The 25947-nt window shown below is 61.9% G+C and carries 25 protein-coding genes and 5 pseudogenes; 19 read left to right on the forward strand and 11 right to left on the reverse strand.

Annotated elements, in window-relative coordinates; all coding sequences use genetic code 11:
* Positions 1–83: 83 nt before the first annotated feature.
* A pseudogene (locus HWY30_RS05445) lies at positions 84–449 on the reverse strand (universal stress protein); the annotation flags it as partial.
* 181 nt (positions 450–630) lie between these two features.
* Between HWY30_RS05445 and HWY30_RS05450 the strand changes: the two are divergent.
* From HWY30_RS05450 to HWY30_RS05470, 5 genes and pseudogenes are all read left to right on the forward strand, one after another.
* The gene (locus tag HWY30_RS05450; protein ID WP_244144783.1) at positions 631–2004 is read left to right on the forward strand and encodes a PAS domain-containing sensor histidine kinase; all 1374 of its coding nucleotides are present in this window, start codon (positions 631–633) and stop codon (positions 2002–2004) included.
* A complete protein-coding gene (locus tag HWY30_RS05455) occupies positions 2001–2648 on the forward strand; it encodes a response regulator (protein WP_090804939.1) in 648 nt (215 codons plus the stop codon). Before HWY30_RS05450 ends, HWY30_RS05455 begins: the two co-directional genes overlap by 4 nt.
* Positions 2649–2837: 189 nt before the next feature.
* Entirely contained in the window at positions 2838–3269 is a 432-nt protein-coding gene (locus tag HWY30_RS05460) for a response regulator (protein ID WP_090804941.1), read from the forward strand.
* Positions 3262–4044, forward strand: coding sequence for a fumarate/nitrate reduction transcriptional regulator Fnr (fnr, locus tag HWY30_RS05465; RefSeq protein ID WP_090804943.1), 783 nt, complete (start codon positions 3262–3264; stop codon positions 4042–4044). Before HWY30_RS05460 ends, fnr begins: the two co-directional genes overlap by 8 nt.
* A 35-nt stretch (positions 4045–4079) precedes the next feature.
* A pseudogene (locus HWY30_RS05470) lies at positions 4080–4382 on the forward strand (nitroreductase family protein); the annotation flags it as partial.
* A gap of 44 nt (positions 4383–4426) precedes the next feature.
* On the opposite strand, the gene HWY30_RS05475 reads toward HWY30_RS05470, so the two are convergent.
* On the reverse strand, positions 4427–4702 hold the full coding sequence (locus tag HWY30_RS05475) for a DUF1488 family protein (RefSeq protein ID WP_090804945.1): 276 nt from the start codon (positions 4700–4702) through the stop codon (positions 4427–4429).
* 223 nt (positions 4703–4925) lie between these two features.
* On the opposite strand from HWY30_RS05475, the gene HWY30_RS05480 reads away from it, so the two are divergent.
* The 4 genes from HWY30_RS05480 (at position 4926) to HWY30_RS05495 (ending at position 6537) form a co-directional block, all read left to right on the forward strand.
* Positions 4926–5129: a hypothetical protein gene (locus HWY30_RS05480; RefSeq protein WP_244144784.1), complete on the forward strand. Its 204-nt coding sequence runs from the start codon at positions 4926–4928 to the stop codon at positions 5127–5129.
* 119 nt (positions 5130–5248) lie between these two features.
* Positions 5249–5581, forward strand: coding sequence for a c-type cytochrome (locus HWY30_RS05485; protein WP_090804947.1), 333 nt, complete (start codon positions 5249–5251; stop codon positions 5579–5581).
* Between the two features lie 59 nt (positions 5582–5640).
* Complete coding sequence (locus HWY30_RS05490; RefSeq protein WP_090805779.1) at positions 5641–6015, forward strand: DUF3564 domain-containing protein; 375 nt, start codon at positions 5641–5643, stop codon at positions 6013–6015.
* Positions 6016–6051: 36 nt separating this feature from the next.
* Positions 6052–6537, forward strand: coding sequence for a hypothetical protein (locus HWY30_RS05495; RefSeq protein WP_244144785.1), 486 nt, complete (start codon positions 6052–6054; stop codon positions 6535–6537).
* A 175-nt stretch (positions 6538–6712) separates the two neighbouring features.
* On the opposite strand, the pseudogene HWY30_RS05500 reads toward HWY30_RS05495, so the two are convergent.
* Positions 6713–7226: pseudogene (locus tag HWY30_RS05500) on the reverse strand (ABC transporter permease); the annotation flags it as partial.
* A 269-nt stretch (positions 7227–7495) separates the two neighbouring features.
* Here HWY30_RS05500 and HWY30_RS41435 point away from each other — a divergent pair.
* Positions 7496–7609: pseudogene (locus tag HWY30_RS41435) on the forward strand (AMP-binding enzyme); the annotation flags it as partial.
* A 118-nt stretch (positions 7610–7727) separates the two neighbouring features.
* Here the strand turns inward: HWY30_RS41435 and HWY30_RS05510 are convergent.
* Positions 7728–9515, reverse strand: coding sequence for a PHA/PHB synthase family protein (locus tag HWY30_RS05510; protein ID WP_090804951.1), 1788 nt, complete (start codon positions 9513–9515; stop codon positions 7728–7730).
* Between the two features lie 466 nt (positions 9516–9981).
* On the opposite strand from HWY30_RS05510, the gene HWY30_RS05515 reads away from it, so the two are divergent.
* A complete protein-coding gene (locus HWY30_RS05515; RefSeq protein WP_244144786.1) occupies positions 9982–10668 on the forward strand; it encodes a SagB/ThcOx family dehydrogenase in 687 nt (228 codons plus the stop codon).
* Positions 10568–11227 (forward strand): annotated as a pseudogene (locus HWY30_RS05520) (sensor histidine kinase); the annotation flags it as partial. The gene HWY30_RS05515 and the pseudogene HWY30_RS05520, both read left to right, overlap by 101 nt.
* Here HWY30_RS05520 and HWY30_RS05525 read toward each other — a convergent pair.
* Complete coding sequence (locus tag HWY30_RS05525; protein ID WP_143037172.1) at positions 11186–11437, reverse strand: hypothetical protein; 252 nt, start codon at positions 11435–11437, stop codon at positions 11186–11188. The pseudogene HWY30_RS05520 and the gene HWY30_RS05525 overlap by 42 nt on opposite strands.
* A gap of 936 nt (positions 11438–12373) precedes the next feature.
* Here HWY30_RS05525 and HWY30_RS05530 point away from each other — a divergent pair.
* Complete coding sequence (locus tag HWY30_RS05530) at positions 12374–12808, forward strand: M24 family metallopeptidase (RefSeq protein ID WP_244144787.1); 435 nt, start codon at positions 12374–12376, stop codon at positions 12806–12808.
* A 12-nt stretch (positions 12809–12820) separates the two neighbouring features.
* On the opposite strand, the gene HWY30_RS05535 is transcribed toward HWY30_RS05530, so the two are convergent.
* The 6 genes from HWY30_RS05535 to HWY30_RS05560 all read right to left on the reverse strand — a co-directional run bounded on the left by HWY30_RS05535 (position 12821) and on the right by HWY30_RS05560 (position 19811).
* Complete coding sequence (locus HWY30_RS05535; RefSeq protein ID WP_244144788.1) at positions 12821–14566, reverse strand: FAD-binding protein; 1746 nt, start codon at positions 14564–14566, stop codon at positions 12821–12823.
* Between the two features lie 45 nt (positions 14567–14611).
* Entirely contained in the window at positions 14612–15847 is a 1236-nt protein-coding gene (locus HWY30_RS05540; protein WP_090804958.1) for a CaiB/BaiF CoA transferase family protein, read from the reverse strand.
* A 180-nt stretch (positions 15848–16027) separates the two neighbouring features.
* Complete coding sequence (locus HWY30_RS05545) at positions 16028–16861, reverse strand: enoyl-CoA hydratase-related protein (RefSeq protein WP_090804960.1); 834 nt, start codon at positions 16859–16861, stop codon at positions 16028–16030.
* A 20-nt stretch (positions 16862–16881) separates the two neighbouring features.
* Positions 16882–18153 carry a TRAP transporter large permease gene (locus HWY30_RS05550; RefSeq protein ID WP_090804962.1) on the reverse strand — a complete coding sequence of 424 codons (1272 nt, stop codon included), beginning with the start codon at positions 18151–18153 and terminating at the stop codon, positions 16882–16884.
* A gap of 11 nt (positions 18154–18164) precedes the next feature.
* Positions 18165–18698, reverse strand: coding sequence for a TRAP transporter small permease (locus HWY30_RS05555; RefSeq protein ID WP_090804963.1), 534 nt, complete (start codon positions 18696–18698; stop codon positions 18165–18167).
* Between the two features lie 12 nt (positions 18699–18710).
* Positions 18711–19811, reverse strand: a complete 1101-nt coding sequence (locus HWY30_RS05560; RefSeq protein ID WP_244144790.1) for a TRAP transporter substrate-binding protein — start codon at positions 19809–19811, stop codon at positions 18711–18713.
* Positions 19812–20018: 207 nt separating this feature from the next.
* Here HWY30_RS05560 and HWY30_RS05565 point away from each other — a divergent pair, with 207 nt between their 5' ends.
* From HWY30_RS05565 to HWY30_RS05590, 6 genes are all read left to right on the forward strand, one after another.
* Positions 20019–20591 (forward strand): MaoC family dehydratase, encoded by a 573-nt coding sequence (locus HWY30_RS05565; RefSeq protein ID WP_244144791.1) that lies wholly within the window; start codon positions 20019–20021, stop codon positions 20589–20591.
* A gap of 48 nt (positions 20592–20639) precedes the next feature.
* Complete coding sequence (locus HWY30_RS05570; protein WP_090804968.1) at positions 20640–21785, forward strand: acyl-CoA dehydrogenase family protein; 1146 nt, start codon at positions 20640–20642, stop codon at positions 21783–21785.
* 44 nt (positions 21786–21829) lie between these two features.
* Positions 21830–23023 (forward strand): CaiB/BaiF CoA transferase family protein, encoded by a 1194-nt coding sequence (locus HWY30_RS05575; RefSeq protein WP_090804970.1) that lies wholly within the window; start codon positions 21830–21832, stop codon positions 23021–23023.
* Positions 23020–23463: a MaoC family dehydratase gene (locus HWY30_RS05580; protein WP_018424295.1), complete on the forward strand. Its 444-nt coding sequence runs from the start codon at positions 23020–23022 to the stop codon at positions 23461–23463. The genes HWY30_RS05575 and HWY30_RS05580 overlap by 4 nt, the downstream gene beginning before the upstream one ends.
* A 188-nt stretch (positions 23464–23651) precedes the next feature.
* Entirely contained in the window at positions 23652–24545 is an 894-nt protein-coding gene (locus HWY30_RS05585; protein WP_090804973.1) for a helix-turn-helix domain-containing protein, read from the forward strand.
* Positions 24546–24690: 145 nt separating this feature from the next.
* The gene (locus HWY30_RS05590; RefSeq protein WP_090804975.1) at positions 24691–25914 is read left to right on the forward strand and encodes a glycoside hydrolase family protein; all 1224 of its coding nucleotides are present in this window, start codon (positions 24691–24693) and stop codon (positions 25912–25914) included.
* Positions 25915–25947: the final 33 nt, after the last annotated feature.

Consider the following 25947-nt stretch of genomic DNA (forward strand, 5'->3'; position numbering starts at 1 on the left):
TTCTCGTCCAGATCCCGTTCGCGCCGGACCAGCAGGACCGGTACCTCGGTGCGCCGCAAGACGGCTTCAGCCACACTGCCCACCAGCAAGCGTCCTATCCCGTGCCGTCCATGCGTGCCCATCACGACGAGATCGGCTTCGCATTCGCCGGCGATACGGCAGAGCACACCCGCGATGTCCTCGCCGTACGCGTCGACAACTCGCGTCAAGCCACGCACCCCACGCTGCTCGAATAGCGCGCGAGCATCTTCCAGCGTCGCCATCGCGGCCTCGGCCGACACCGTCGAGCGGCTCTGCTGATCGATCAGGCCGATGCCGACGTCGACCATTTGCGCAGCATGTTCGGCGACGAATACCGCTGTCACGGTCGACTGTGCCGCCTCCGCGATGGTCAGCGCTTCCTGAAGCGCGAGTTGGGCTGCTTGACTGCCGTCGATTGCTACGAGAATCCGCTTTTACATGACATGCTCCTGAACTTTGACGCATCCCCAACGAATGCGTCATCAACCGCAGCTACTGGCATGATCCGTGCGAATCGCGCAAAATAAACAGCGCAGCATGGTCTGTCGCCCATCGCAGAGGCTGCCGGCGGCCGGCGTCGTGAGTTATCCGTTATCCATCGAGGCGCGCATGCCCCTTCGCGATAAAACGCCCTTCGCGCCCGGGCCGTCCTTACGGTCGCGAGTCGCGACCTATGTACGACACCCTGTGTTCGTCGGCGCGCTGGCCTTCGTCGTCGGGCTCACACTGGCGCTCGGCATCTGGCGCCGGCTGGCGCAATGGTCGCTGCGCGAAGCCCCGCTCCGGGACAACAGCTTGCTGACGGCATGCATCGCCGCTGCCTGTCTGTTCGCCGTCGTGGCCTTTCTGCTTGCCCGCGCACGCGGCGTCTCGACCTTGACTAGCGAGGCGCGAAGCCAGTCGAGCGTCAACGAGGCACGCATGATGGCGATCATCCGCTCGTCGATGGAAGCCATCATCACCATCGATGAACGACAGAAGATTGTCATCTTCAACCCGATGGCCGAACAGGTATTCGGCTGCAGCGCGGCGGACGCGCTCGGCGCTTCGCTGTCGCGCTTCATTCCGGAACGTTTTCGCGCGGCGCACGAGCGGCATGTCGACCAGTTCGGCGTCACGGGCGTGTCCGACCGCCAGATGGGCAAACAGCAGCGCGTGCTATTCGGGCTGCGCAGCAACGGCGAAGAATTTCCGATCGAAGCGTCGATTTCCCAGGTGGCCGACGGTGACAGCAAGCTGTACACAGTCATGCTGCGCGACATCACGGAACGGGTCAAAGCGGAGAACGCGCAGCGCAAATCGCGCGAGGAATTGCGCGAACTGTCGGCCAATCTGCAGATGGTTCGCGAGGACGAAAAAACCCGTATTGCCCGCGAATTGCACGACGACCTCGGCCAGCAGTTGACCGCACTGAAAATGGACCTTTCATCGGTCGAACAGGCGCTCGAAGCCACCGCCGAGTCCGGGATTCTGCGGCAACTCAGCGACATGCGACGGCTGATCGACGCGACGGTCGCGTCGGTGCGCCGGATCGCGGCCGACCTGCGCCCGGTCATGCTCGACGATCTCGGCCTGATCCCGGCCATCGAATGGCTCGCCAACGACTTTACGAACCGCTACGGCATCGAGGTGAAACGTGACATCGAAGTCGGCGACACACCCTTTACGCCGGCAGGCGCAACCACACTATTCCGCATCGTGCAGGAGGCGCTCACCAACGTCACCCGCCACGCGCAAGCCACGCTCGTCACGCTGACGGTGCGCCGCGAAGAGGACGCCTGCATTGTGCGAGTGGCGGACAACGGTCATGGTGTGGGCCGTTCGGACGCGCGCGCCGAAAAATCGTTCGGGCTGCTCGGGATCCGCGAACGTGCGCATATGCTAGGCGGCACCGTCGAAATACATACGTCCAGCGGCAAGGGCTTTTCACTGACCGTCACGTTTCCGGCCGCGGCCGTGCAACAGCAGGAGACGCTAACATGATTCGCGTGCTGATAGCCGACGATCACGCGCTCGTGCGCGATGGCCTGCGACATATTTTGCAAAACACAAACGGCTTCGAAGTGGCCGGAGAAGCCAGCGACAGCGTCAGTACGATTGCTCTGGTTCGCTCGCACCCGGCCGATGTGCTGGTGCTGGATCTGTCGATGCCGGGGCGCAACGGCGTCGAGTTGATCAAGCAGATCAAGGACGAGATGCCAGCGCTGCGCATTCTCGTACTCACCATGCATGCGGAGCAACAGTACGCCGTGCGTGCTTTCAAAGCCGGTGCATCGGGCTATCTCACCAAGGAGAGCGCGAGCGCGGAACTGGTCTCGGCGGTGAGCAAGGTCGCCTCCGGCGGCGTCTATGTCAGTCTCGCGATGGCCGAGCGCTTCGCGCAAAGCCTGAACGAGCCCGCCGACACACTGCCCCACCAGCGCCTGTCGGATCGCGAATTCGACGTTTTCCGGCGCATCGCCGCAGGACAAACCCTCACGGAAATTGCCACCGAATTATGTGTCAGCAGCAAGACGGTAAGCACCTATAAAACCCGCATTCTCGAGAAAATGCAGATGCCGCACGAAGCCGCGCTGGTGCGCTACGCGCTGCGCCACAAGCTGCTCGGGGAAGACGACGAAATCTAGCGCCGTCACGGCGCCGCTGTCACTGGGTCCGCTCCGTCGTGACCCCCGTCACATCCGTGGCTCCTCGCGCGGCTGCTTTGCCGTCACAGAGTGTGTGTAGGAAATTTCCTACAACACTTCGCGCTCGCCTACCCGAAGCTCGTTCCCCGCTGATTTTATTTTGAGATGACGCGGCCGATACTTCGAGCCATGAACACAAGCCCGTCACACCCAGCCGTACGCGTGTTCCTCGTGGACGACGCGATTTCGATCAGGAAACGGGTCGCCGCGCGTTTCGGTGCGATCGAAGGCGTCGAGATCGTCGGTGAAGCGGAGGAACCCGGTGCGGCACTGGACGGCATCGGCGCGACGGCAGCCGACGTCGTGGTGATGGATTTACATCTGAGCGGCGGCAGCGGCATCGACCTGCTGCGCAACCTCGCGCAGAGCATGTCCACCGTGATCACGATCGTACTCACGAATCATTCGGGCACGTGGTTCAGGCAGGCGTGCGTCGCCAACGGCGCGCAGTACTTCTTCGACAAGACCAGTGAATTCGATCTTGCATGCAACACCATCGAGCGAATTGCCCACGAGCATTGCGCGCGCGGTCTCTACCATCTCGGAGCCCATCATGTCTGACGTTGCCGAATATTCCCAGACCCGGACCATCGCGCAGATTCCGCTGCACGCGCTGAAAGATCCCGGATTCGCACCGGCCCGGCCGAAGCACGGCGGCGCCAACTGCCCGAGTTGCGCGATGCGTGCTTCCTGCTTGCCGGAAGGTCTGACGGCGACAGAGACCGAACGGGTCGACGCGCTGATCTGCCCTTCGCGCACGATCAAAAATGGCGAATCCCTGTTTCGCGCAGGCGATTCGTTCCAGAGCATCTACGCAGTTCGCGCGGGCTCGTTCAAGACCGTCGTGATGCATCGCGACGGCCGTGAACAGGTCACCGGGTTTCATCTTGCGGGCGATGTGCTGGGTCTCGACGGCATCGGTTCAGGCAAGCATAGCTGCGATGGGCTCGCCATCGAGGACAGCAAGGTCTGCATCATCCCGTTCCATTTGCTCGAAGCCATGTGCCGCGACGTCAAGGCATTGCAGCAGCATGTGCACAGGTTGATGGGCGGCGAGATCGTGCGCGAGGCGACGCTGATGATGCTGCTCGGCACGATGTCCGCGGACCAGCGGGTCGCGACGTTCCTGCTGAACCTGTCGGGCAAGCTCAAGTCGCGCGGTTATTCGCAGGCGGAATTTCATCTGCGCATGACGCGGGAAGAGATCGGCAGCTACCTCGGGATGAAACTCGAAACCGTCAGCCGTATGCTGTCGAAGTTTCAGAAGGACGGCCTGCTCGATACCCACGGCAAGCAGATCAGGATTCTCGACAGGGAAGGTCTCGCCCGCGTTTAGCCGCGCGCGCTCGCCGCCGTTTGATCGGAGTCAAGCCCGCCGTAGCGCATCAGACACTCGTCGCCGGCTCGCCATTGCTGCTGTGCATCGGCACCGGCACGGACGACGCGGCCGCATGGCTCGCGGCCGGGCAGGCGCTCGAACGGGTGCTGCTCACCGCCGCCTCCGAAGGCATGACGGCTTCCTACCTGAATCAACCGATCGAAGCGGCTTCGCTGCGCGAGCGCCTGCGCGCCGCGCTCAATCTGGACGCCGTCCCGCAACTGCTGATCGGGGTTGGCCGTGGCGGCGCCGTGCGGCATTCGTCGCGGCGCCCACTTGCCGAAGTGGTGTCGTAGAGCGGCGCAGTCAAAGGGCCGATCAGCGACCCGGCCGCGCGGCTTCAATCGCGGAAGCGAAAGTAGCCGCTGTGCATCATGACCGGCTTCGCGCCCACTTCTTTCAGCAAATTTCGCGCGGCGGCCTCGATGGGCAGCCGGTGTGTATCGAACGCTTCGATCAGATCGTCTTCACGCAACGACGGCGCGCCGAAGTGGTCTTCCAGCGCCTCCGCGGTAATGGCGCACTGCACGCGCTCACCGTCGACCTCCGCCGGAAAGGCGACGACGAGATCGCGCGCGCAGTACTCGGGACGTTCCTGCGGGAAATGGATATGCATGGCCGGTACCTGTGAGAGTGAAAGTACGTGGCTTGAACAAAGCCGACGGAAGCGGCGCGGATAACCAGAGTGCGGCCACGCTCGGCGCTCCGATGTGTTCAGAATAGACCCGCTTGAAACGTCGCCAATTTTTTGGTGGCGATCCTGGCTGACTCGGATCAAGCGGGTGACATCACCTGACGGCAGGCCTCGAACAGCCCCATGTTCGCGAAAGCCGGTTGATTTGAGTCAATCATTAAATGCCGCGGTGGTCGTGCAGAACGTCTATCTCTTCTGCGCGGCCGGAGGACTCGCTGTCGCGGCGCGCGGCTGGCTCAACCGCAGTGCGCTGAGCGTCGAAATGCGCCTGCCGCGCGACAGCATTCCGGTGCTCGCTCAAACGGTGGGCAACTTTGATTTATCCGCTGGCGCCGGCGACGCCCGATGACTCACGCAAACGCTCGATGGAGCGCGGGCAAACGTCGGCTTGACGTGAGTCAATTGCAACCGCGTCGTCAAACGTAGACTGAGCCTGCAACCTTTCGTGGAGTGCGTCTCGTGAAAGCCATGTTTCCGCCGTACCTGGCCGCGCATGTCGTCGGGCTCCTGCTGACAGCAAGCGGCGCGGCGTTCGCGCAGTCCGAGCCGACCGCCCTCGTCGATCAACAGCATTGCATGTTCTGCCATACCCGCGACGCGCCGTTTCTCGCCCCTTCGTTCCAGCAGATCGCGGAACGTTATCGCAACGAGCCGAATGCGCAGGTGATGCTCGAACACAAACTGCGGGTCGGCGGCAAGGCGCATTGGGGCGACATGGCCATGCCGCTGCCGCCAGATCGCGGTGGACCGCTTACGCCCGAAGACGCCCACACGCTGATCCAGTGGGTCCTGAGTCAATGAACAGCAACGAACCGACTAGCCGCTTACTGCGGACGCACTTGGTACAGATGGAGAAAATCATGCGCCTGACCATCCACCTCGACACATTCGACCGTGTCAATCGGATGGCATTCGCCATCCTGTGGCTCGACAACGAAACGCGTCAATGGTCGCGCGAGGGGCACCTGGGCCTCGAACTGCCCGAATGGGGCACGCTGCAAGTCGACTGCGGCAATACACTCGTGTGCGGCCCGCACGATTCGGTGCCCTGCTGTGTGCTTGAGGGGCTTGATCTGAACGTGTCCGGCGGCCCGTTCGAAGGTGAGGCCGGGCGTGCGCAATGGTGCGCCAATGCAGGCAGGACGCTGATGAGCGGCCACTGGCACATTCAATGTGTCGACCACGAGGGCGCGGAGCCTGAAAATGGCATTTTCGCGGATGACGACACTGCCTGAACCTTATTTGAACCGTCACGACAACGAGGTGCGCTCATGGGATTGACCGCGGATCTGGACGGCGTACGGCACGCGTATGGACTCTGTTTCGTGCGCGCCCCGTGGGCCTATTTCACGCGTGTGCCACTCGATCAGCAATGGGGCGACGGCTGGGAACAGGTGCCGTATGAACAACATGCCGGCGTCCCCTACGCTGACATGCCGCAGCAGATTCTGACGGTCGCCTTCGACGGTCCCTTGTATCCGCCCGATGCGGGCTACGACGGCAAGACGCGCAGCGTCATCGAGATCAATCGGGGCGACGCTCCGTGGCTGCGCACGCAGGATCTCATCAGCAACGCGCCGATTCACATCATGGCTGGCGTGACGCTCGAATCGTTTGTCGAGCAGGTCGAGCTTGCTGGCGGCCGCGTGTTTGCTCCGCTCGGCTGGGGCGCGTTGCGGCTCGAACGTTGCGAGCGGGACCAGCCGGGTGACGCGCCGGCGTCGACGGCTTCCGCACCTAAGGCGAGCAACGTCTGAGGCGCACGCTGCGCGGGCCTCGATCCCGCGCCCTCCACGCATCGCCCTCCCGGCGCCATGCCCGCGAACTCTCACTCGAAAACTTGCCCGGTCATTGCCCGCTCTCCCATCCCCCACCCAGCGCCGCATATAACGCGACCGTATCCTGCAGCCGTTGCGCCACGCCCTGTAGCCACGCGATGCGCGCCATGAACTCGGCTTTCGTGTATGCGACGTAGCCGAGCGATTTCACCACTTGCTTGATATGCGCGATATCGGCTGGCGACTTCGGCTCGACGAGGATGTACGAGGTGGTGTAGCGGGTCGTGGGGATGTAGGTGATAGCACGCTTGTAAGTGGTGTAGAGCGTGGGTGTGCCGAACAGGCCGCTGCTCGCGACAGTCGCGATGCCGACCACCACGCCGCGATGATCGTTCAGCTCGAAATCCGTGCCGAGCGTGGGGTTCTTCAGCTTCACTAACTCGGCGATCGTCGATCGCGATGAAGCCGTTCTCGGCATAGATGTCTTCGATCTTGCCCTGCTTCATGATCGGCCAGCCGAACAGGCTGGCGTCGTCGAGTCCGATCACCGTGACGGCCTGATAAGTGCCGTCGCGCAGCTTGACCAGCGCGCCGCCCGAATACAGCGGCACCGCGTATTTGACGCCGTCGGTGCTGCGTACCGCGTCGAGGACGTAGTCCGGCATGCCCTCCTCCAATCCCGGCCAACGCTGTGAAAATGGCCACTGCGGCGACGATGATTCTTGGTTCTGCGCGGACCATGATGTCCTTCCTCCGTCAGTTGACGCACGCGATGTCTGAGCGCGTGTCGGCTTGCGAGCCGTCGCGACGAATCCATCATCGACCCGATAGCGCTATTGCAATTGATACGCGTCAAGCATCGGTTGCTTTGCGTGGTCAGTGCCACGTGACGGCAGGCGCGGCGACATCCGGCCGGGGAAATGTTGCAGTGCGCCCGTCAGCGTGCGTCGCGGTGGCCGAGGCCGCAGTGGTCGGCCGTCCCGACGATACCTTCGGGGAAGCGATCGTGGCGTTCATGGTGCTCAAGACGGCGCGGCCGAACGGCCCGGACCGACGCGTCTGATCGCAACTCGTCGTTCATCGCGTCGCCCCATCTCGGCCGACGGCAATCGAGACGCATGAAAGCCGCAGATTAGCGAGCCTATCGGCCTCATTCATATGAATTTCACCTATTTTTCGAAGACATAGGTTCCCGGCGCGTCGCAGAAGGCGCCGTCGACTGCACGGGCAGTCACCTCCCCGCTCGACTGCTCGCGTAGCCACTGGTTCCAGCAGAGCCACCACGACCCCTCGACAGGTGTGGTCTGGGCGAGAAAATCGCGGCGGCTGCGGTAAGGCGCTCCGCGAGGACGGGTTACACATCGGTAGTAACGGCCCACATGGCCGGGCTCGGACACGATTCCCGCATTATGTCCGCCTGCCGTCAGCAGGAAAGTCAACGGATTATGCGTCAGCAGATGCAGCATGTAGACCGAGCGCCAGGGTGACACGTGGTCCCGCTCCGTCCCGACGACAAAGGTCGGCGCTTCGATGTCGGACAAGGCGACAGGCCGGCCATCGACACAGTAGCGTCCCTCGGCAAGATCGTTGTTCAGGAATAGCCGCGTGAGGTACTCGCTGTGCATGCGATAAGGCAGGCGCGTGGTGTCGGCGTTCCACGCCATCAGGTCGTTGGGCTTCGAGCGCCGTCCGAGCAGGTATTCGCTCATCATCCTCGACCAGATCAGATCGCGCGCATTCAACAGCTGGAAAGCGCTCGACATCTGCCGTCCGTCCAGATAGCCCTGGTGCCACATCAATGCGTCGAGCGCGGCAAGTTCACTCGCATCGATGAACAGGCCCAGTTCGCCCGGCTCAGCAAAGTCCGTTTGCGCCGCAAGGAGCGTCACCGTCTTCAGTTCGTGCCCTCTTCCATCGCGAAACAGCGCTGCAGCCGCCATCGCGAGGAGCGTGCCCCCAAGGCAATAGCCGACGGCATGCACCGGCTGTGCATGACGTAGACGGACCTGAGCCAGCGCGGCAAACAAACCGTCGCGCAGGTAGTCGTCGAGTCCGACGTCACGAAACGCTGCGGGCGGGTTGCGCCACGATATTGTGTACACCGTGTAGCCAGCGTCCACGAGATAGTGAATCAGGGAATTGTGCGGCTGAAGATCGAGAATGTAGTACTTCATGATCCACGACGGGACGATCAGGAGCGGTTCGCGCGCCACGGTGGCTGTTGCAGGCGCGTACTGAATCAACTCGCACAAAGCGTTGCGCCACACTACCTTGCCCGGGGTAATGGCCACGTCTTTTCCGGGCAGCCACGCATGCGAAGGGGATGCCAGGTCGTCTTTCGCCGCGCCGGCAAGCTCGCGCAGGTCCTCGAGCCAATGCTGCATGCCCACCGCGAAATTCAGTCCGCCGCTTCGCCACGCCGCCGTCTGTATCGCGGGATTGGTTGCGATGCAGTTGCTGGGTGAGCATGCGTCCAGCCATTGGCGCACGAGGAAGCGCACCAGTTCCTCATGATGCCGTTCGACGCCCGGTATCGCCGTGGTCGCCGCTTCCCACCATTGCTGGACTTGCAGGAAGGCATCCCGATATAGCCAGTAAGGCCACCGCGACCATGAATCGGCAGAGAACCGAGGGTCCTCGCTCACCGGCTCGGCGCGCCAATGAGCCGTAGGCGCGACCTGTATGTGTTCTGTCAGCTCGCTATACGCCATTGCGCACCGGTTCACCAGGTCGAGTGCCTTACCGGGCGAGAGCATCATGTGCAGTGCCCAGTCTTGGGCCGCCATGAATATCGAAGCCGGCGACAAACCGCCTGTCAGCGCCGCGACCGCCGCGTGCGCGGCCAGGTCCAGTTCGTTGCGCGAAAGTGCAGGCACGGGCGCGCCATGGCCGTCCCGCGCCCCGGACAGTTGGTTGGCACCGGCCAGGGTAGTCGGCTGAGATGGAGAGCGCTTCATAGCTTGCGGCGCATGGGGGAATTCAGTCGGATCGTCTACGCTCACGTTCGCTCATCCTTGTCGAGGTCATCGTGTATGAATGCCGCGCCTGATGGCCGAATCCGCGCTCAATGGCGCTAGCCGCCATGCGAGCCAGAGCGGGCGCGGGGCACGTCCCTTCGCCATCGAAGCGCAGCAGCGCTCAACCGGTTGCGACTGCGTCTGGTCGGCGTGCCGGGCACCGCGGACGCACGTTGAACAACTGTCGGGCATCCCTGATACCAGCAGTGAGACTACGTACGCGGCTGCGATGCGGGTTGATTTGCATCAACGAGAACCGGGCAACCATGAGCGCCGTACGATTCATGCGCGGCGAGAAGGCTCAGTTGACACGCATCAAAGCACAGGCGTTCAGCGCGGCTATGGTGAAAACGCGTGCGCGGTTCACCTGCGCATGCACCGGCGCTGACCTTGAACGGAGTCGATCATGACCGATATGCAACTGCTGTCCTATGAACCGGCGCCCGGACGCGCCCCCGCTCGTACCCGCGGCGAAACGCCTGCCGTGATCGCGCTGCCCAGACCTGACATGGCCGGCGGCGTGCCGCTGATGAAAGCGCTCGCGCTGCGCGCCAGCACCCGCGAATTTTCCGACACACCCTTGATGCCCGCGACGCTTGGTGCGCTGCTATGGGCGGCGGACGGCGTCAACCGTCCGGCGACAGGCGGCCGCACGGCGCCGTCGGCCCATGCGTTCAATGAAATCGACCTTTATGCGGTGCTGCCGAACGGAGTCTATCGGTATGATGCGCCAAACCATCGGCTCGTACTCAAACAGGAGAGCGACGCGCGCAATATGACGGGATACCAGGATTTTGTCGGCGACGCACCGCTCGATCTCGTGTATGTCGTCAACATGTCGCGCCTGCTGACGATGCCGCCTCAGCAGCGCGATATTTTTTCCGCCGTCACAGCGGGCGCGATGGCACAGAACGTGTCGCTGTATTGCGCTTCAGCCGGACTCGGATGCGTCGTACGGGGTTGGATCAATCATCGCTCGCTGAGCGACGCACCTCTCGGCGAATATCCAGCACGTTCGCGAGGAGGAAAAAACCCGTATCGCGCGCGAGCTGCACGACGATCTCGGCCAGCAACTGGCTGCATTGAAAATTGAGGTCGCCAGAATCGAAAACCGCGCCGAGGCCGCCATGACGGCATTGGCCGATGCGGATCTGGGCACCATATACGCGTTGATCGATCAGCTCGTTGGGTCCGTGAGGCGAATTGCTGCGGACCTGCGTCCCGCGATGCTGGACGATCTCGGCCTGATCCCGGCCATCGAATGGTTCAGCGACCAGTTCTCGGCGCGGCATGGTGTACGCGTCATCCGTCACATCGGCGCAGATGATATCGACTTCAATGGCGAGAGTGCGTCTGCGGTGTTCCGAGTCGTCCAGGAAGCGATGACCAACGTCGCACGCCATTCAGGCGCGACCGAAGTGACGCTCAAAATCGTGCGAGACGGGCCGAACTGTATCGTCAGCATCATAGACAATGGTCGAGGGTGCTTGAGCGATAGGCGACCCGCAAGGAATTCGTTCGGCTTGTTGGGCATGCGCGAGCGTGCCGTAGCGCTCGGCGGCGAATTACGGATTCGGACTGCCCCTGAGCAGGGCTTTGCCCTATCCCTCTCATTGCCGCTTGCGATGGTCGAGGGCAAAGGACAAAGGTAAGCTGCCCGAGAACGTCAAAAGCGCAGCGGTCATCGCCTGCAAGTGCGCGGGGCGCTTGCGGACCACGTCGAGGATCGAACGCAGGAAGCCCAAAGGACCCGCACGCCGCCGGACTTCGACCTCGTGCATCCGTTCGTGGTCCCCTTCGAGTTCGGAGGCAAGCCGCCCGGCAAGCTCTGCCGTCGTCTTACTGCGCGAATAGCAGACCATCGGCACCGTGTGCGACCACGCGCAGGCGTAGACATGACGTCGCCGGCGTACAGCTTGCCCGCCTCGGCATCTGGCCTCACCACGGCCCGCACGATGTCTCGATTGGTCAACACGCCGAGGGGCACGCGTACGGCCTCGTCCTCTCGCACCGCAACGAGATCTCCGGCGTTCACTTCGCCCCGTCCGTTCGGCCTGCAGCTGTTCGCACGAGTCCATCTGGTTCACGTCCTCGCAAACGAGTGCGAACGGGAAGCCGGCATTCGCCTACGCATACGATGGCCGACGCCGCCACGATACCGAACGCCAGCCGTTCGAATCTGCGAAAGAAGCGATACATGGCAGTGCTCCCTGCATCACGGCCACGCGTGGCCAGTGAGCGTTGCGCTGCACGGGCGACCAGCGCGCCCGTGGGGCGTTTCATTCGACGTTCGGCAGACTGACGAGCGTGCGCACGCCGGTCGCGCAGCAACCACATCGTGCTGCCCAGCGTCGCCACGCCGTCCGCGACCGTGATAGGGATCGCCCGCGAACTCCCGCTGCACGCCGCGCGCGAGAGCCGCATAAATGGGCTCGGCAACGTGGGCCACGGCGTCGCTGTCGGGTACGTCGAGCCGGTTGGTGTCAATCGAACTAAACATAGAACCGCGGCATCGGCTGAAACCCGCGTCAGGCCGCGACAACGTTGATGAACATCAAAAACATCTACTCACTTCGTGGCGTTCTGGAGAGCTTTTCCGCCGAGTGTGCTGCCAGGAACCACGATCAGAGTCAGCTGGAAAGAGTCCACGCGACAGGTACTGGCCGTCACCATCCTCAGCGCATCCGGTCTTGAACGCACGTACGCGGTGCGAAGGTGTAGCCATCGTAACGACGGAGCAATGCGATGGAGAACACCAGCGCTCAGCGCGACAAAGGACGCGGCGAATGCGAGCACGCATGCGCACCCAGCGCGGTGGCCGCTTCATCTTCCGGCTCCGCGGACAGATCCCGTTTGAAAGTCTCGGCGAGGAAAAACGCGCACACCAGGCTCAGCAACCCCGTCGCCGGATCATGACCGACATCGGTGCGCGTTATCGTGGGTACGTGGCCGATGACGGACGCGGTTTCACCTACGGTCCGGCGAATCCGAGCGAAGCGCGCGGCCCTGGCACCGGTCACGGCACCGGCATAGACCCGGAAGAAGAAGCGCCGTGGATCGGGCCGGGCAACAGGACCGTGCTGCAGGAAAACATGGTCTTTACCATGAAGGCGACCATCACGGTGCCGAACGTCGGCGGTTTGCGCACGGAACGTATCGTGCGGTTGACCTCGGGCGGCGTCGAAACGCTCGACCAGTTCAGACCCCCTGATCGAACCGCGCAAGGTGATTAGCTCGCTACCGACTCACGACGACAGATCCGCCAGCCGCCCTAACCACAGACCTTCAGGCACGTTGCGCTCGAGGAATATGTTGCAGGCGAAGTCCGCGTTGCGCTCGGGAAAGTCTTCGCGGTAATGACCACCCCGGCTCTCGCGCCTGACAAGCGACGCCGAAGCCATCAATTCACCGACCTGGATCAAGTTCGCCAATTCGATGCCCCGCATGAGCTCAGCCGGCGTGCCGATCACCGTGTCGTGAAACAACTGGTTTCGCGTCTCCCTGCAGACACGCCTGAAGGTCCGAAGCCCGGCTTCCTCGCGCACGATCAGCAAATACCGGTTTGCACACTGCTGAATCCGTGCTTTCAGTTCGTCCAGCGTGTGCCTGCCATTTCGGCGGAATTGCGTGGCGACCGTGCGGTTGTCGTCCAAGGCCCCGGTCATCGCGCGGTGCGTCATCTTTTTCGCGCGTTCGGCCGCGGCGAGGCCCGCCCGGCGGCCGAAGACCTGGCACGTCAGGGCCATATTGCCGCCGAGACGGTCTGCGCCATGTGGACCCGCTGCCACCTCACCCGCAGCGAACAGACCCTTCAGATTGGACTGTGCGTTTTCGTCTATATATAAACCGCCGTTGATCGCATGCGCGGAACAGGTGATCTGCACTCGGTCCCGATAAAGGTCAACGCCGTGCTCCTTATACCATTGGCAGGTTAGCGGCCACATCCTTGCAATGCTGCGGCTCTTGTCGGCCAGTATCGATTCGAGATCGCATCCGGCGAAGTCGAGAAACACGCCTCCTTCAGCCGTGCCGCGGCCATCGTTGAGTGCCTTCTGAATCGAAATTTCGACGTAGCGTGAGATGTCGCTCGAGCTGAACGGAAAGTGCCGCTCTTTTTGCCGAATGACGTCTTCCTGAGCCAGCCCCGTCGGCAGATAGTCAGGGACGAACGCCCTGCCATCGCGGTCGGTGAGATTCGGGTGCGCGTCCCACAGGTAGTTGCCGAACAGGTTGACGAAAGGCGTCAGCACGCTCACACCGGCCTGCATGAACTCCATGTTGACCAGTCGCGCGCCCGCGCGATAAGCCATTGCATAGCCGTCGCCGGTAATGTCCGATGGATACAGGTTTTGGGCGAACAGCTGACTTGCACCCCCAGTGGTAAGAATCGTCGACTTGGCACGGATCAGCATCGGGTTTCCATCCGAATCGATCGCGTATGCGCCGAGACATTCGCCGTCCTGCGACAGCAGGTCGACGATCATCAACCGGTCCATGACCTTGATGCCGCGCCGGGACGCTTCGGTCCCCAGCGATTTCACGATTGGTTTGAAGTGCTCATGAATCACATGCGAGCGCGGTTTGGAAGAAAAGCATGCGCGAAAAACCAGGTAGTGGTCGTCCTCGCGCTCAAACTTTACGCCGTATCGTTCGAGGTAGCGCAGAGACTCATGCGCTTCGTTCGCGAGAATCGCGCTCAAGCGCGGGTCCGCCATGCCTTGAGCGGCGTGCAGGATATCGGCGAGAAAAACATCAGGATTATCGCTGTGATCCCCTGCTCCGTCCGGCACATTGAAGGCGCCTACTTCAGCTACGCTATGAAACGTCGCGCCGCTTTTGCGAAATTCCCCTTTGATCACAACCAGCACGTCAGCGCCGCTGGAATCCGCCTCGAGCGCGGCCCGCAGCGCAGCGCCGCCGCTGCCAACGACCAGCACATCCGTACTGACTTCCCTGCACCTGTCACTCATGCCTGCTTCCCCTGTTTTCATCGACGCGTACGGCACGCTCGCCGCATGGATGGCTTCAACCCCGCTTCACGCGACTCCGCCTTTTGCCGCGGCCGCCGCAACGGCCTCGGCGTCCTCGGCAACGCCGATTACGCCGTCCGCCAGCAGCGAGTCGATCATCGGCCGGTTCATTCCCACCCCTGACAAGATGTCGATCGTGTGCGCGCCCAACCGTGGCGGCGGCATACGGATAGCTGGCGCGCTGCCGTCGTAGCGCACCGGGTGATTGACGAGCGTCACTGGGGTGCCGGTTGCACCCTCGACTGTCTCGAAGCTCTTCAAGTGGCGCACCTGCGGATCGGCGACCACCTGCGCATAGTCGTTGACGCGCGTGTGCCAGACATGATGCCGTTCGAATAGTGGCAACCAGTGTGCCGTCGTGTCCTGCGCAAGCCGGCGCGCAAGCCGGTCGGAGATTTCCTGCTGCTCGTCGAATGCGCGCTTCGCGGGAATCCGTTTCTTTTCCGGGATCTCGAGGATCTGATAGATGATGTCGAGAGGACTCAGCGACAGTGCGATGAAACCGTCCGCAGTGGCATATATGCCGTACGGTGCGGGGAAGTACCAACCTGATACACGCCCCGCCTGTCGCACGTCGTCATGGCCGTCGCCGTTCAGGAAACACGTGAGAGACTCCTGTTGCAGATCGAGCGCAGCCGCCAGCAAGCTTACGTCGACCCGGCAGCCCTCGCCCGTACGCTCGCGGTTGAGCAGTGCCGTCAGGATACCGTTCGCATACAGCGCAGCGCCGTGATGATCCACGACAGACACGCCCACCGCGCGTGGACCGTCCTCCCGGCTTCCGGTGATTGTCGCGATACCCGACATGGCCTGAATGATCAGGTCCTGCCCCGGCCGGCCGGCATAGGGTCCATCCGGACCGAATCCCGAGCCGGACGCATAGATGATGTCCGGCTTGACTGCCTTGAGTGCCTCGTAACCCAATCCCAGCTGTTCCATCACACCGGGGCGGTAATTCTCGGCGACCACGTCGACTTGAGGCAGCAAGCTCATGACGATATCGATCGCCCGCGGGTCCTTGAGATTCAAAGCCAGACTGCGCTTATTGCGATTACCCATCAAAAGCAGCATCGTCTGCCCATCGATGGCGCGGTTCGCGCCGCCCCACTTGCGCTGAAATGCGCCGTCGACGGGTTCGACCGATATGACGTCGGCCCCGCAATCGGCGAGGTGCTGCACGCCCAAAGGCCCCATCAGAAAATGATTGAAGCTGAGAATGCGGATACCATTCAGCCCGTTCATATAATCTCCGTTACGTCGTGAGTCCGGCTGTCGGGTGAGATGGACCAGGGTTCTACTGCACTCCGCGTTCGCCCTGAACATTCGGAAGACCGCGGCGTGGATATCTGCATCGATGCCGGTCAGAACTAAAGGAAAGCGTTGCCGATCGCGTCGAGAGGCGCATGCGCGAGGCACCAATGGTCAGCGACCCTTGAAGCGCGGCGGCCGCTTTTCGACGAATGCGCGGTGGCCTTCGGCGCGATCCTCGGTCTTGAACACGTCGAGATTCGCCTGATGCTCGCACTGCAGGCCTTGTTGAAGGTTGGTCTCGAACGAATCGAGCACGGCGCGCTTGGCCAGTCGAACCGCGAGCGGCGCGCGGGCGGCGATCAGCGACGCGATCTCGACGGCGCGTGCGATGCTGCGTGCCGGCGCGACGACCTCGGTCACAAGTCCGTGGCGCTCGGCCTCGGCTGCCGTCAGCGGCTCGCCGGTAAGCACGAGTTTCATCGCCAGTGTCTTGCCGAGCACCCGCGGCAGGCGCTGGGTCGCGCCATCGCCCGGAAGGGCGCCGATGACGATCTCTCGCTGCGAGAAGGTCGCGTCGTCCGCCGCGACGACGATATCGGCCAGCATCACCAGCTCGTGGCCACCACCGATGGCGAAGCCGTTGACCGCGGCGATCAGCGGCTTCGGAAAGGTTTCAATCGCCTTCCAGCTCGCGAGGCGCACCGGGTCCGCATACGCTGCGACCCCGCGTGCCGCCATGTCGGCAATATCCGCACCGGCGCTGAAGAAACCCTCGCCGCCGGTGAGCACGACAGCCCTGACTTCGTCGCTGACTTCGGCTGCCGCGAGCACGCGCGCCAGTTCCACCAGCAGCGGCACACACAGCGCATTGCGCTTGTCGTGATGATTCAACGTGATTAACCAGACGAAGCGAAGTGGTTGTTCGAGCTTCAGGTACTTCAGGTCCTCGAATGCGGCCAGCGGGACCGGCGCCGCGCCGCTTCGCTCGACGTGAGTCGTGTTCATGATGAGCCTCCGTTCTCGTGTTATTTGATTGCCAGCAAGTTCGGCAGGAAGCGTGGGATATGCGGGAAGACGATGATCAGCAGCAGGTCGACCGCCAGCGCGAAGATGAACGGCAGGATCGCCCGAGTCGCTTTTTCGACGGACACGCCGCCGATGGACGCAGCCGTAAAGAGGCAAAAACCGATCGGCGGCAGGTTGATGCCGATGGCTGAGTTGACCAGTACGATGACGCCGAACACCACCGGGTCGATATGCATTTGCACGACGAGCGGCAGGAACACAGGGATCACCACCGCAATACTCGAGATCGTTTCGAGTACGGTATGGGCTACCAGAAGAAAGAGATTGATCAGGATCAGCAACACGAACGCGCTGGTCGTCACGGCCAGGAAGCTGTTGGCGACGTGTAACGGAATTTGCGCCTCAATCAGATAACGGCCGAGCACGAACGCGAGCCCGAGAAGAAACGATACCCGCGTGGTATTGATGGCCGTGCGCGTGAGTATTTCCCCGAACTGCGACAGCTTGAGCGACTTGAAGATGAAGGCGCTCACCAGCGTCACATAGAACGCCGCGACGACGCCTGCTTCTACCGGCGTGAAGACGCCGCCAAGGATCCCGCCCAGAATGATCACGGGCGTCAGCAATGCCCAGATCGCCTGTCTGAAAGTCGTCCACAGCCGCCTGGCGGAAAACGCTTCGACCGCCGTATAGTTCTGGCGCACGGCAGTCAGGTAGTTCACGAGCATGAAGGAAACGACCACCAGCAGCATCGGCACTATCCCCGCGACGAACATCGTTCCGACCGAAACGTTGGCGGTGTAGGCGTACACCAGCATGCTCATCGACACGGGCGACAGCAATCCGAGTGAGCCCGCTGCCGACTGCAGCGCGACTGCGAACGCGCGTGAATATCCCTGCTTGACCATCCCGGGGATCATGACCGAGCCGATCGCTGCGGTATCCGCAGTCGCCGAACCGGAGAGGTCGGCGAAGAACATACTCGCAACGATCGTCACCTGTCCGATGCCGCCGCGCATGAAGCCGACAAGCGCCTGCGAAAAGTCGATGATCCGGCGCGAGACGCCGCCCGCATCCATGATTGCGCCTGTCAACATGAAGAACGGGATGGCCAGCAGGCCGACGTTATTCAGGTTCGAAAACAGCTGCTGCGGAATCACCAGCAGCGGGGTTCCATTCAGCGTCAATGCAATCGTCGCCGCAATGCCGATGCAAATGGCCACCGGTACACCCAAGCCGAGGAACCCGGCGCCTAGAGCGAGTGCCCACATGTTGATTCACCTCAGATATGTTCGGAGACGCCCTGCAACAGAGACTGCCTCGTTTGCGCGCCGGGCGCGAGATGAGAAACCGCGATTCGGACCGCGGAATGAAAGACCAGCAATGCGCCGCAGACGGGAATCGAGAGATATGGGTACACCATTGAGATCGGCAGAGAGGTCGCAGTTTCGGTGCCCATCAGCTCCAGCATGTCGCCACCGTACATAAGGAAGACCACGCCGAGCGCGAGGACTACGCAGTCGGTAAGGTCCGTCAGTGTCTGCGCGAAAGCGGGCGGACAACGGTCGGCCAGTACCCGCACCTCCGGATGAACCCGCAGCTTGGCTCCTGCCGCCGCACCGAGGCACGTGAGCCACACGAACAGATAAGCCGCGAGCTCGTCGGACCACGACAGCGAGTTGTGCAGGATGAAGCGGAAGACCACCCCGAGGCCAGCGACGAACACCATCATGAGAAGTAGTCCACCGCATAGGAACAGCGTGATCTTCAGGACCAGGTCATCGATAAACAGGAGATTACGGGCAAGCTTTTCCATGGCACTCTCCCTTCATTTCGAAGCGACAGCGGACTTGTCGGCCGCCTTGATTTCCTGATAAAGCGCCTGGCCATCGGGAATGTCGCTGAGCAGGCCCTCGCGCGCCCTTGCGGTCGCGGCGGCCCACGGCACCGTGTTTATCTCGGTCACCTGGGTGCCATTCTTCTTCATCGTTGCGAGCGCGTCGTCGTACTCGTGCTTGTATTCCTTCATGTCATAGTCCGCGGCGACGGCGGCAGCGGCATGAAACGCCTGCTGCTCGTCAGGCGAAAGACGCGTCCAGGCGCTCTTGCTGATTGCCAGCACCACGGGCAGGTAGTTCACGTGGGTCAGGTAGTAATGCTTCGCGACATCGGAAAATTTGTCCTGGATGAACTGCTCCGGTGACGTATCGCCGCCGTCGACCAGGCCTTGCGAAAGCGCCAGAAATAACTGGTTATAAGGCAGCGGCGTCGGATTTGCGCCCAGTGCCTTATAGCCCGCGATATAGCCGCGACTCTGCATCACTCGAACTTTCATATCCTTCATGTCATCGAGCGAGCCGACGGGCTTTTTAGCCGTGAACAAATTGCGTTCGCCCACCGACAGCCACGTCAAGCCGATCATGTTGACCGCCGGCATCATGTCGAGGAACTTGCGGCCGACCGGTCCTTGCAGAAGCCGGTTGGCGTCGTCGATGCTGCTGAAGAGATAAGGCGTATCGAAGATCTGCCACTGCTTGATCGTGTTTCCGATCGGCGCCTGTGCGGAAATCATGAGCTCCTGGGTGCCGGTGCGCAGCGCTTGTGCCATCTGCACTTCGCCGCCGAGCTGTGACTGCGGAAAGATCTCGATCTTGACCTTGCCGTGGGTTCGCTGCGCGACCTCCTTCGCGAACACTTGGGCAGTCAGCTGATAGTGGTTGTCCGGGGCGAGGGTGTGGCCCAGCTTCATGACGATCGGCTCGTCCGCACGGGCAACGCTTGCGACAACGACGCCCGCTGCGAGCAGCGTACCCACCATCATGGTGCGCCATGCGCGGCGCGCGCTGAAGAATGATTTCATTTCGTCTCCTTCCGTACTGGAATGTAATTTTCGCGCCGCGTCAGGCCGATCCGTCTGCAGGCGCTCCAAGTATTCGTGAGTGCACGCAACGGGCGTTAGGACCGGCCGACCGATTTCTTGTACTTTTTTACGGCGTCTTCGATAGCACGCGTTTGCCAGACTGCCTGGCGATTTATCCGGCGCACACGAGGCGAAAACCCTTGGTGGTATTGACTGATAGCTGACCGGGGGCAATCCGCGGCCGCTTGCGGATCGGCCGAAGACTGCAATCACTGCGTGCATACAGTCAAAAAAGTCCAAGCATTCGCCCAAACCGTCCTAACGGTCAGCAACCCGCACTCATTAAATTTGAGTCACACCCGCCGGCCCCAATCAACAAAGAACAGGCCGGCTCCGCAACCGACTCTCACTTCCAGAACCACCATGGCCAAACGCCCGCACATGGATTGTTACGCGGTCGGCGACACTGCCGATTTCGCCAAGACCGTAACTGAATTCGATATCTACGGCTTCGCCGGGATCGTCGGCGATTTCTATGCGGTGCATTTGAACGAGGAATTCGCCAAAACCACGCGCTTCGAGAAGCGCATTGCGCAAGGATGTCTGTCGGTCGGCTTCTTATCGACCGTGATGGGCTATATGGCGCAAAAGGCGCCGAGCCCCGGTGCGGTTTCTTACCGATACGACATCACGTTCAATGCGCCGGTATTTATCGGCGACACGGTCACCGCCCGCCTCACGCTGCGCGAGAAGGACGACGATCGCAACATGTGCGTTTTCAGGGCAGACGTCACGCGCCAGGACGGCACGCTGGTCGCATCTGGCGATACCTATCTGAAGGTGCTGTAACGCAGCCCCCTGCTTCAACCCATCTCCCGCTTTTTCACAGAGTCGAACATGCCGCATTGGTTAAACGAACAACACACCGCGATACGCGACGCCGTGCGCCGTTTCGCGGAAAACGAAATCGCTCCTGTCTCGGAAGAGCTTTGGGAAGCGGAAGCCTTTCCTTACGACATCTGGAAGCGTGCCGGCGAGCTCGGCTTCGCCGGCCTGCCTTATCCGGAGAGTTGGGGTGGCGGCGGTGGCGAATGGCTTTCCTATGTAATCGTGTTAGAGGAACTCGCACGGGTAGATTGCGCAATCGCCAACTCTCTAATGGCCAATTCGACGGTCGCAAGCCTGCTTTCCAACTATGGCACCGATGAGCAAAAGGATCGTTATTTGTGCCCTATCCTCGACGGCCGCAAGGTCGGCGCGATCGGATTATCGGAGCCCAACGCGGGCTCCGACGCGGCCAACATCGCGACGCGTGCGACGCTGGAAGGCGACCAATACGTCATCGATGGATCGAAGACCTTCATTAGCAATTCCGGCACGGAAGTGACCGGGCCGGTCGTCATCGCCGCGGTAACGGGAACGCGCCCCGACGGCCGCAAGGAAATTTCTAACTTCATCGTGCCCAACGGCACCCCCGGTTTCAGCTACGGACGCAAACTGCGTAAGATCGGCTGGCGCGCATCGAGCACCTACGAGTTGTTCTTCGAGCGCTGCACGATCCCGACCGCCAACCTGCTCGGCGAACGCGGTGCGGGCTTGCGACAGACGCTCGCCCAGATCAGCACGGGCCGAATCCTGATCGGCGCGCTCGCGCTAGGCATCCTGCAGGGTTCACTGGATCGGTCGATCGCGTACATGAAGGAGCGGCGCGCATTCGGCAAGCCGATCGCCGAGTTCCAGTCGCTGCAGTTCAAGATCGCTGACATGGCGGCCCACGCGCACGCCGCACGCCTGATGCTCTACGATGCCGCCGCGCTCAAAGATGCAGGCGTTCGCTTCGATCAGCAGGCGTCGATGGCCAAGCTCTTCGCCACCGAGCGCGCGATGGAGGCGGCTCATCAGGCGTTGCAGATACATGGCGGTTACGGCGTGATGAGCGAGTACCCAGTGTCGCGCGCATTCGGCGACGCCAAGGTGCTGGAGATCGTCGAGGGCACCTCGGAGATTCAGAGAATGATCATCTCGCGAAACCTGCTTGCCTGAACCCTCAGTCAAACAGATACGGACACGCGGTCGGGAGACAAGTCATGCTGGAAGGCATCAAGGTGTTAAGTTTTACTCACTTCTTGCAGGGCCCCGCCGCCGTGCAGATGTTGGCCGACGTCGGCGCGGGCGTGATCAAGATCGAACCGCCGGGCGGCGCGTTCGAGCGCAGTTGGACCGGCTTCGATGCGTATGTCGAAGGTGTGAGCATGTTTTTTCTGCTCGGCAACCGCAATCAGCGCAGCATCTCGCTGGATCTGCGCGACGAGCGCGCGCGAGAGATCGTCTGGCGGCTGATCAAGGAAGCCGATGTCCTGATCGAAAACTACCGGCCAGGCGTCCTGCAGCGCATGGGCTTCGGTTACGACGATGTCCGCGAGATCAACCCGCGGCTCGTGTACTGTTCGTGCACCGGCTACGGGTCATCGGGACCGTATCTCAAGCGGCCAGGGCAGGACCTGCTGCTGCAGGCCATCAGTGGCATGACGATGCTCTCCGGCGAGGCCGATTCCCCGCCCACGCCCGTCGGATCCGCGATCGTCGACCAGCACGCGGCGGCGTTGGCAGCCTTCGGCGTGGTCGCGGCCTTGCAGGCGCGTGAACGCACCGGCAAAGGCACGCTGGTCGAAAGCAACCTGCTCAACGCGGCGCTCGATCTTCAGATCGAGCCGTTCACCTACTACCTGAACAAGGGACCACTCTGGCCGCGCACGAACCCGCCGACCGGCAGCCGGTTCCATCCGTCGCCCTATGGGGTTTACAGGACTCTCGACGGCTGGATCGCCGTTTCGCTCACGCCCACTGAGAAGCTGGCGGCGGCCTTGTCTCAGCCCGTGCTGGCCGGGTTTTCGCACCCAAAGGACAACGTGCGCCGCCGCGACGAATTGAACCGCATCGTTTATGACGCGCTGACTGCGCGCACGACGGCCGACTGGATGACGACCTTCGATGAGCACGACATCTGGTACGCGCCCGTGAACGACTACCCTCAGGTCGAGGCCGACCCGCAAGTGGCGCACAACCGCATCATCATGGAGGTCGAGCATCCGCAGGCCGGGCCGATTCGTTTGCTCGCGCATCCGGTTCGATACGACGGCGCAGCACCACCGCTCACCCGTCAGCCGCCGCGGCAAGGCGAACACACCCGCGAGGTGCTCGCCGAACTGGGCTACGAGCCGGACGAAATCGATACGCTGGTCGAAGCGGGCGCGGCGCTGACCGGGCGGAGAACTGCATGAACACTCATCTGAATCAGTGCCACGAGATGCTGCGCTTTGACGATATCCAGATTGGCCGCTGCCAGGTACTCGTGCGTACCATCGCGGAAAGTGACGTGAACGCTTTCGGCCATCTGTCGGGCGACCTCAACCCCTTACACATGGATCAGCACTTCGCGGCACGCACGCCATTCGGCCACCGCGTGGCGCACGGCCTGCTGACCGCGGCATTGGTGTCGACGACCCATACCGGGTTGACCGGTCCCGGCTTCGTCTACGTCGGGCAGGAGTTGCGCTTTCTCGGACCCGTCTTCATCGACGACACGATCAGGATCCATGTGACCGTAGTCGAGAAGAAACCCGCCAAGCGCATCCTCGTGATGGACACCATGGTTCGCAATCAGGACGGCAAGCCGGTGCTGACCGGACTGTCGGCGCTGAAGGAATTGCGTTTCCAATGATCTGACAATCGGCAGGCGAGGCCAAACCTTTGCGGGTTTTCGACAACAGCCGTCACGCCGCTTTGCTAATTACAATTACACTACGTTCGATGCCGACCGGCGAAGGAGAAACAGCACGCTTGATTTAGCCAAGGAGTGAGCTGGCCAAGCGAGCCAAACAAGTGAGCTGGATGCAGGAGACAGATTAAATGCTTAGAGGTTGTGGTTGTCAGTTGCCGGTCTTCAAGATCGCCAACTATGAGTATGGGTCGCGAATCAAGTCGATCGACTTTCATTTCGCACCCCTCGAAGATATGAAATCGACGTTGCCGTATCCTCATCGGCACGAGTTCTATCACATCGTCTGGGTCGTGTCGGGCAGCGGTCACCACATCATCGACTCGATTCGCTACGAGGTGCGGCCCAATACGCTGTTCTTCATGGCGCCGGGCCAGATCCACGACTTCGCGTTGTCCGAAGATACAGTCGGCCACGCGATCAGTTTCTCGTCCGAATTTTTCGCCTTCAAGGTGCAGAACCGCCATTCGCAGACGGAAATTCCGGTCTACGATTTCGAGCGAATTCCGAACACGGTTTATATGAGCGACGCACAAGCTCAGGACCTTCATCATGTGCTGGATGGAATCGATGCGGAATATCAGGGTGAAGAGGCAGGCTACGAGGACGTCATCTGGTCGTATCTGCGCGTTCTGCTAATCAAGTCCGTGCGCCTGGGCGGCGACGCCGTGACCGACGTCAATTCGTCGCGTAGCGTGCTGTTGTCGCGACGCTTCAAAAGTCTGCTGGAAAAACATTTCACCACGGTCCACGACGTCGCTCGCTACGCATGCCTGCTGAACGTCACAGAACGCGCGCTGAACGATGCGACGCGCCAGGCGCTCGGCAGCACGGCGGCCAAGCTGATTCGTGAACGCGTGATGCTGGAAGCGAAGCGTCTGTTGCTGCATTCGGAGGTCAATGTGGCGGAGATCGCAACACAGCTTGCCTTCGACGACCCGGCCTACTTCAGCCGATGTTTCCGCAAGCACACGGGCCGCTCGCCAATCGACTTCCGCCGCAGCCTGGAGAAACTGAGCATTTGAAGCAGTGGGACGATAGGCGTCCGGGTGCGACGTAGGAAAGTCCAATATAAGCCGCGCTTCGTCCTAACCGCTGGAACCGCCGCGCTCCTAGAATTTGCGTGCCCCCGTCACTCGGGAAACGCGAAAATCATCAGGAGACAAAGGCGTGAATGCTTCGTACCAAGACCAAGGACTGTCCTCTGACCGGTCCGCCCTCTTCACCGATATCCTCGATCGCATTGCGACCAAAGTTGCAGAGGACGAGCCGACGCTCGGCGTCGAATTCCCCCAGATCACAGCGCCCGACGGAAAGTGGGTCCGGCTTCCGGCGTCGCTGTCCGCAGGCTACAGCGGTTCAGCGTGGAGCCACGGCAATTGGTTTTGCGGGTTCTGGGTCGGACTTTTGCTGACGTCGTATTTGCACACCGGCAACGACAAATACCTCTCGTGGGCCCGCGAGCGCATGCGTCTCGTCGCGCAGCGCGCGCAGGATCCTAACACGCACGACATCGGCTTTATCTTCGACAGCAGCGCCGTCCCGGGCTACGAAATCACCCGCGACTCGTGGTACGCGCACATTGCGATGGAAGCCGCGGACAAACTGCGCGCGCGTCTTGTCACCACGCGCAGCGGCGCCTATCTCGCTTCCTGGGGTCCGCTTGACGATCCGCGCGGACGCAGCGCCTCGGCTATCGACACGATGGCTAATCTATCGTTGCTTTACTGGGCGGCGAACCATTCCGGGGACGGCAGTTATCGCCTCGCCGCCGAAGCGCACTCCGTCATGACCGCCAAGGCGTTTATCCGCCCCGACGATTCGACTTATCACGCGGTGGAGTACGACGTGACAACCGGTGCGCGCCAGCGCGGCTACACGTTTCAAGGCGCATTCGACGAATCGGCGTGGAGCCGGGGCCAGGCGTGGGCCGTCTATGGCTACGTGAACACGGCGCGTGAAACCGGCAAGCGCAACTGGCTAGACCTTGCCGGGCGGCTAGCGGCGTACTATCTGCGCCGGCTCGATGGACGTCCTGTGCCACCGTGGGATTTCGACGCCACTGGCGCGGACGCGGAAATCAAGGACACTGCCGCAGCAGCGGTGATGGCGTCAGCGCTGATCGAGATGGGCCGTCTGCATCCCGACCCTGCTGATGCGCTTCGCTGGCGCGAACACGGACTCGCGATGCTCGAAGCTCTATGTCGTGACGAGTTTGCCTACGAACCTGCGCAGCGGGGACTTTTGAGGAATTCCTGCTATTCGAAGCCGCACAATGAAGGTGTCGATGGCGCGACGATGTTCGGCGATTTCTTCTTCGCGGAAGCACTGAGTCGCGTGATGCTGCCAGGCAGGCTTCGGCCGGCCGACCCGCAACGCGTATCGCTCGCTTGAAGCGTATCTCCCTCGCGGTTCCCAACTCTCGCT

This window comes from Paraburkholderia tuberum STM678 (assembly GCF_902833905.1).
Lineage (GTDB): Bacteria > Pseudomonadota > Gammaproteobacteria > Burkholderiales > Burkholderiaceae > Paraburkholderia > Paraburkholderia tuberum.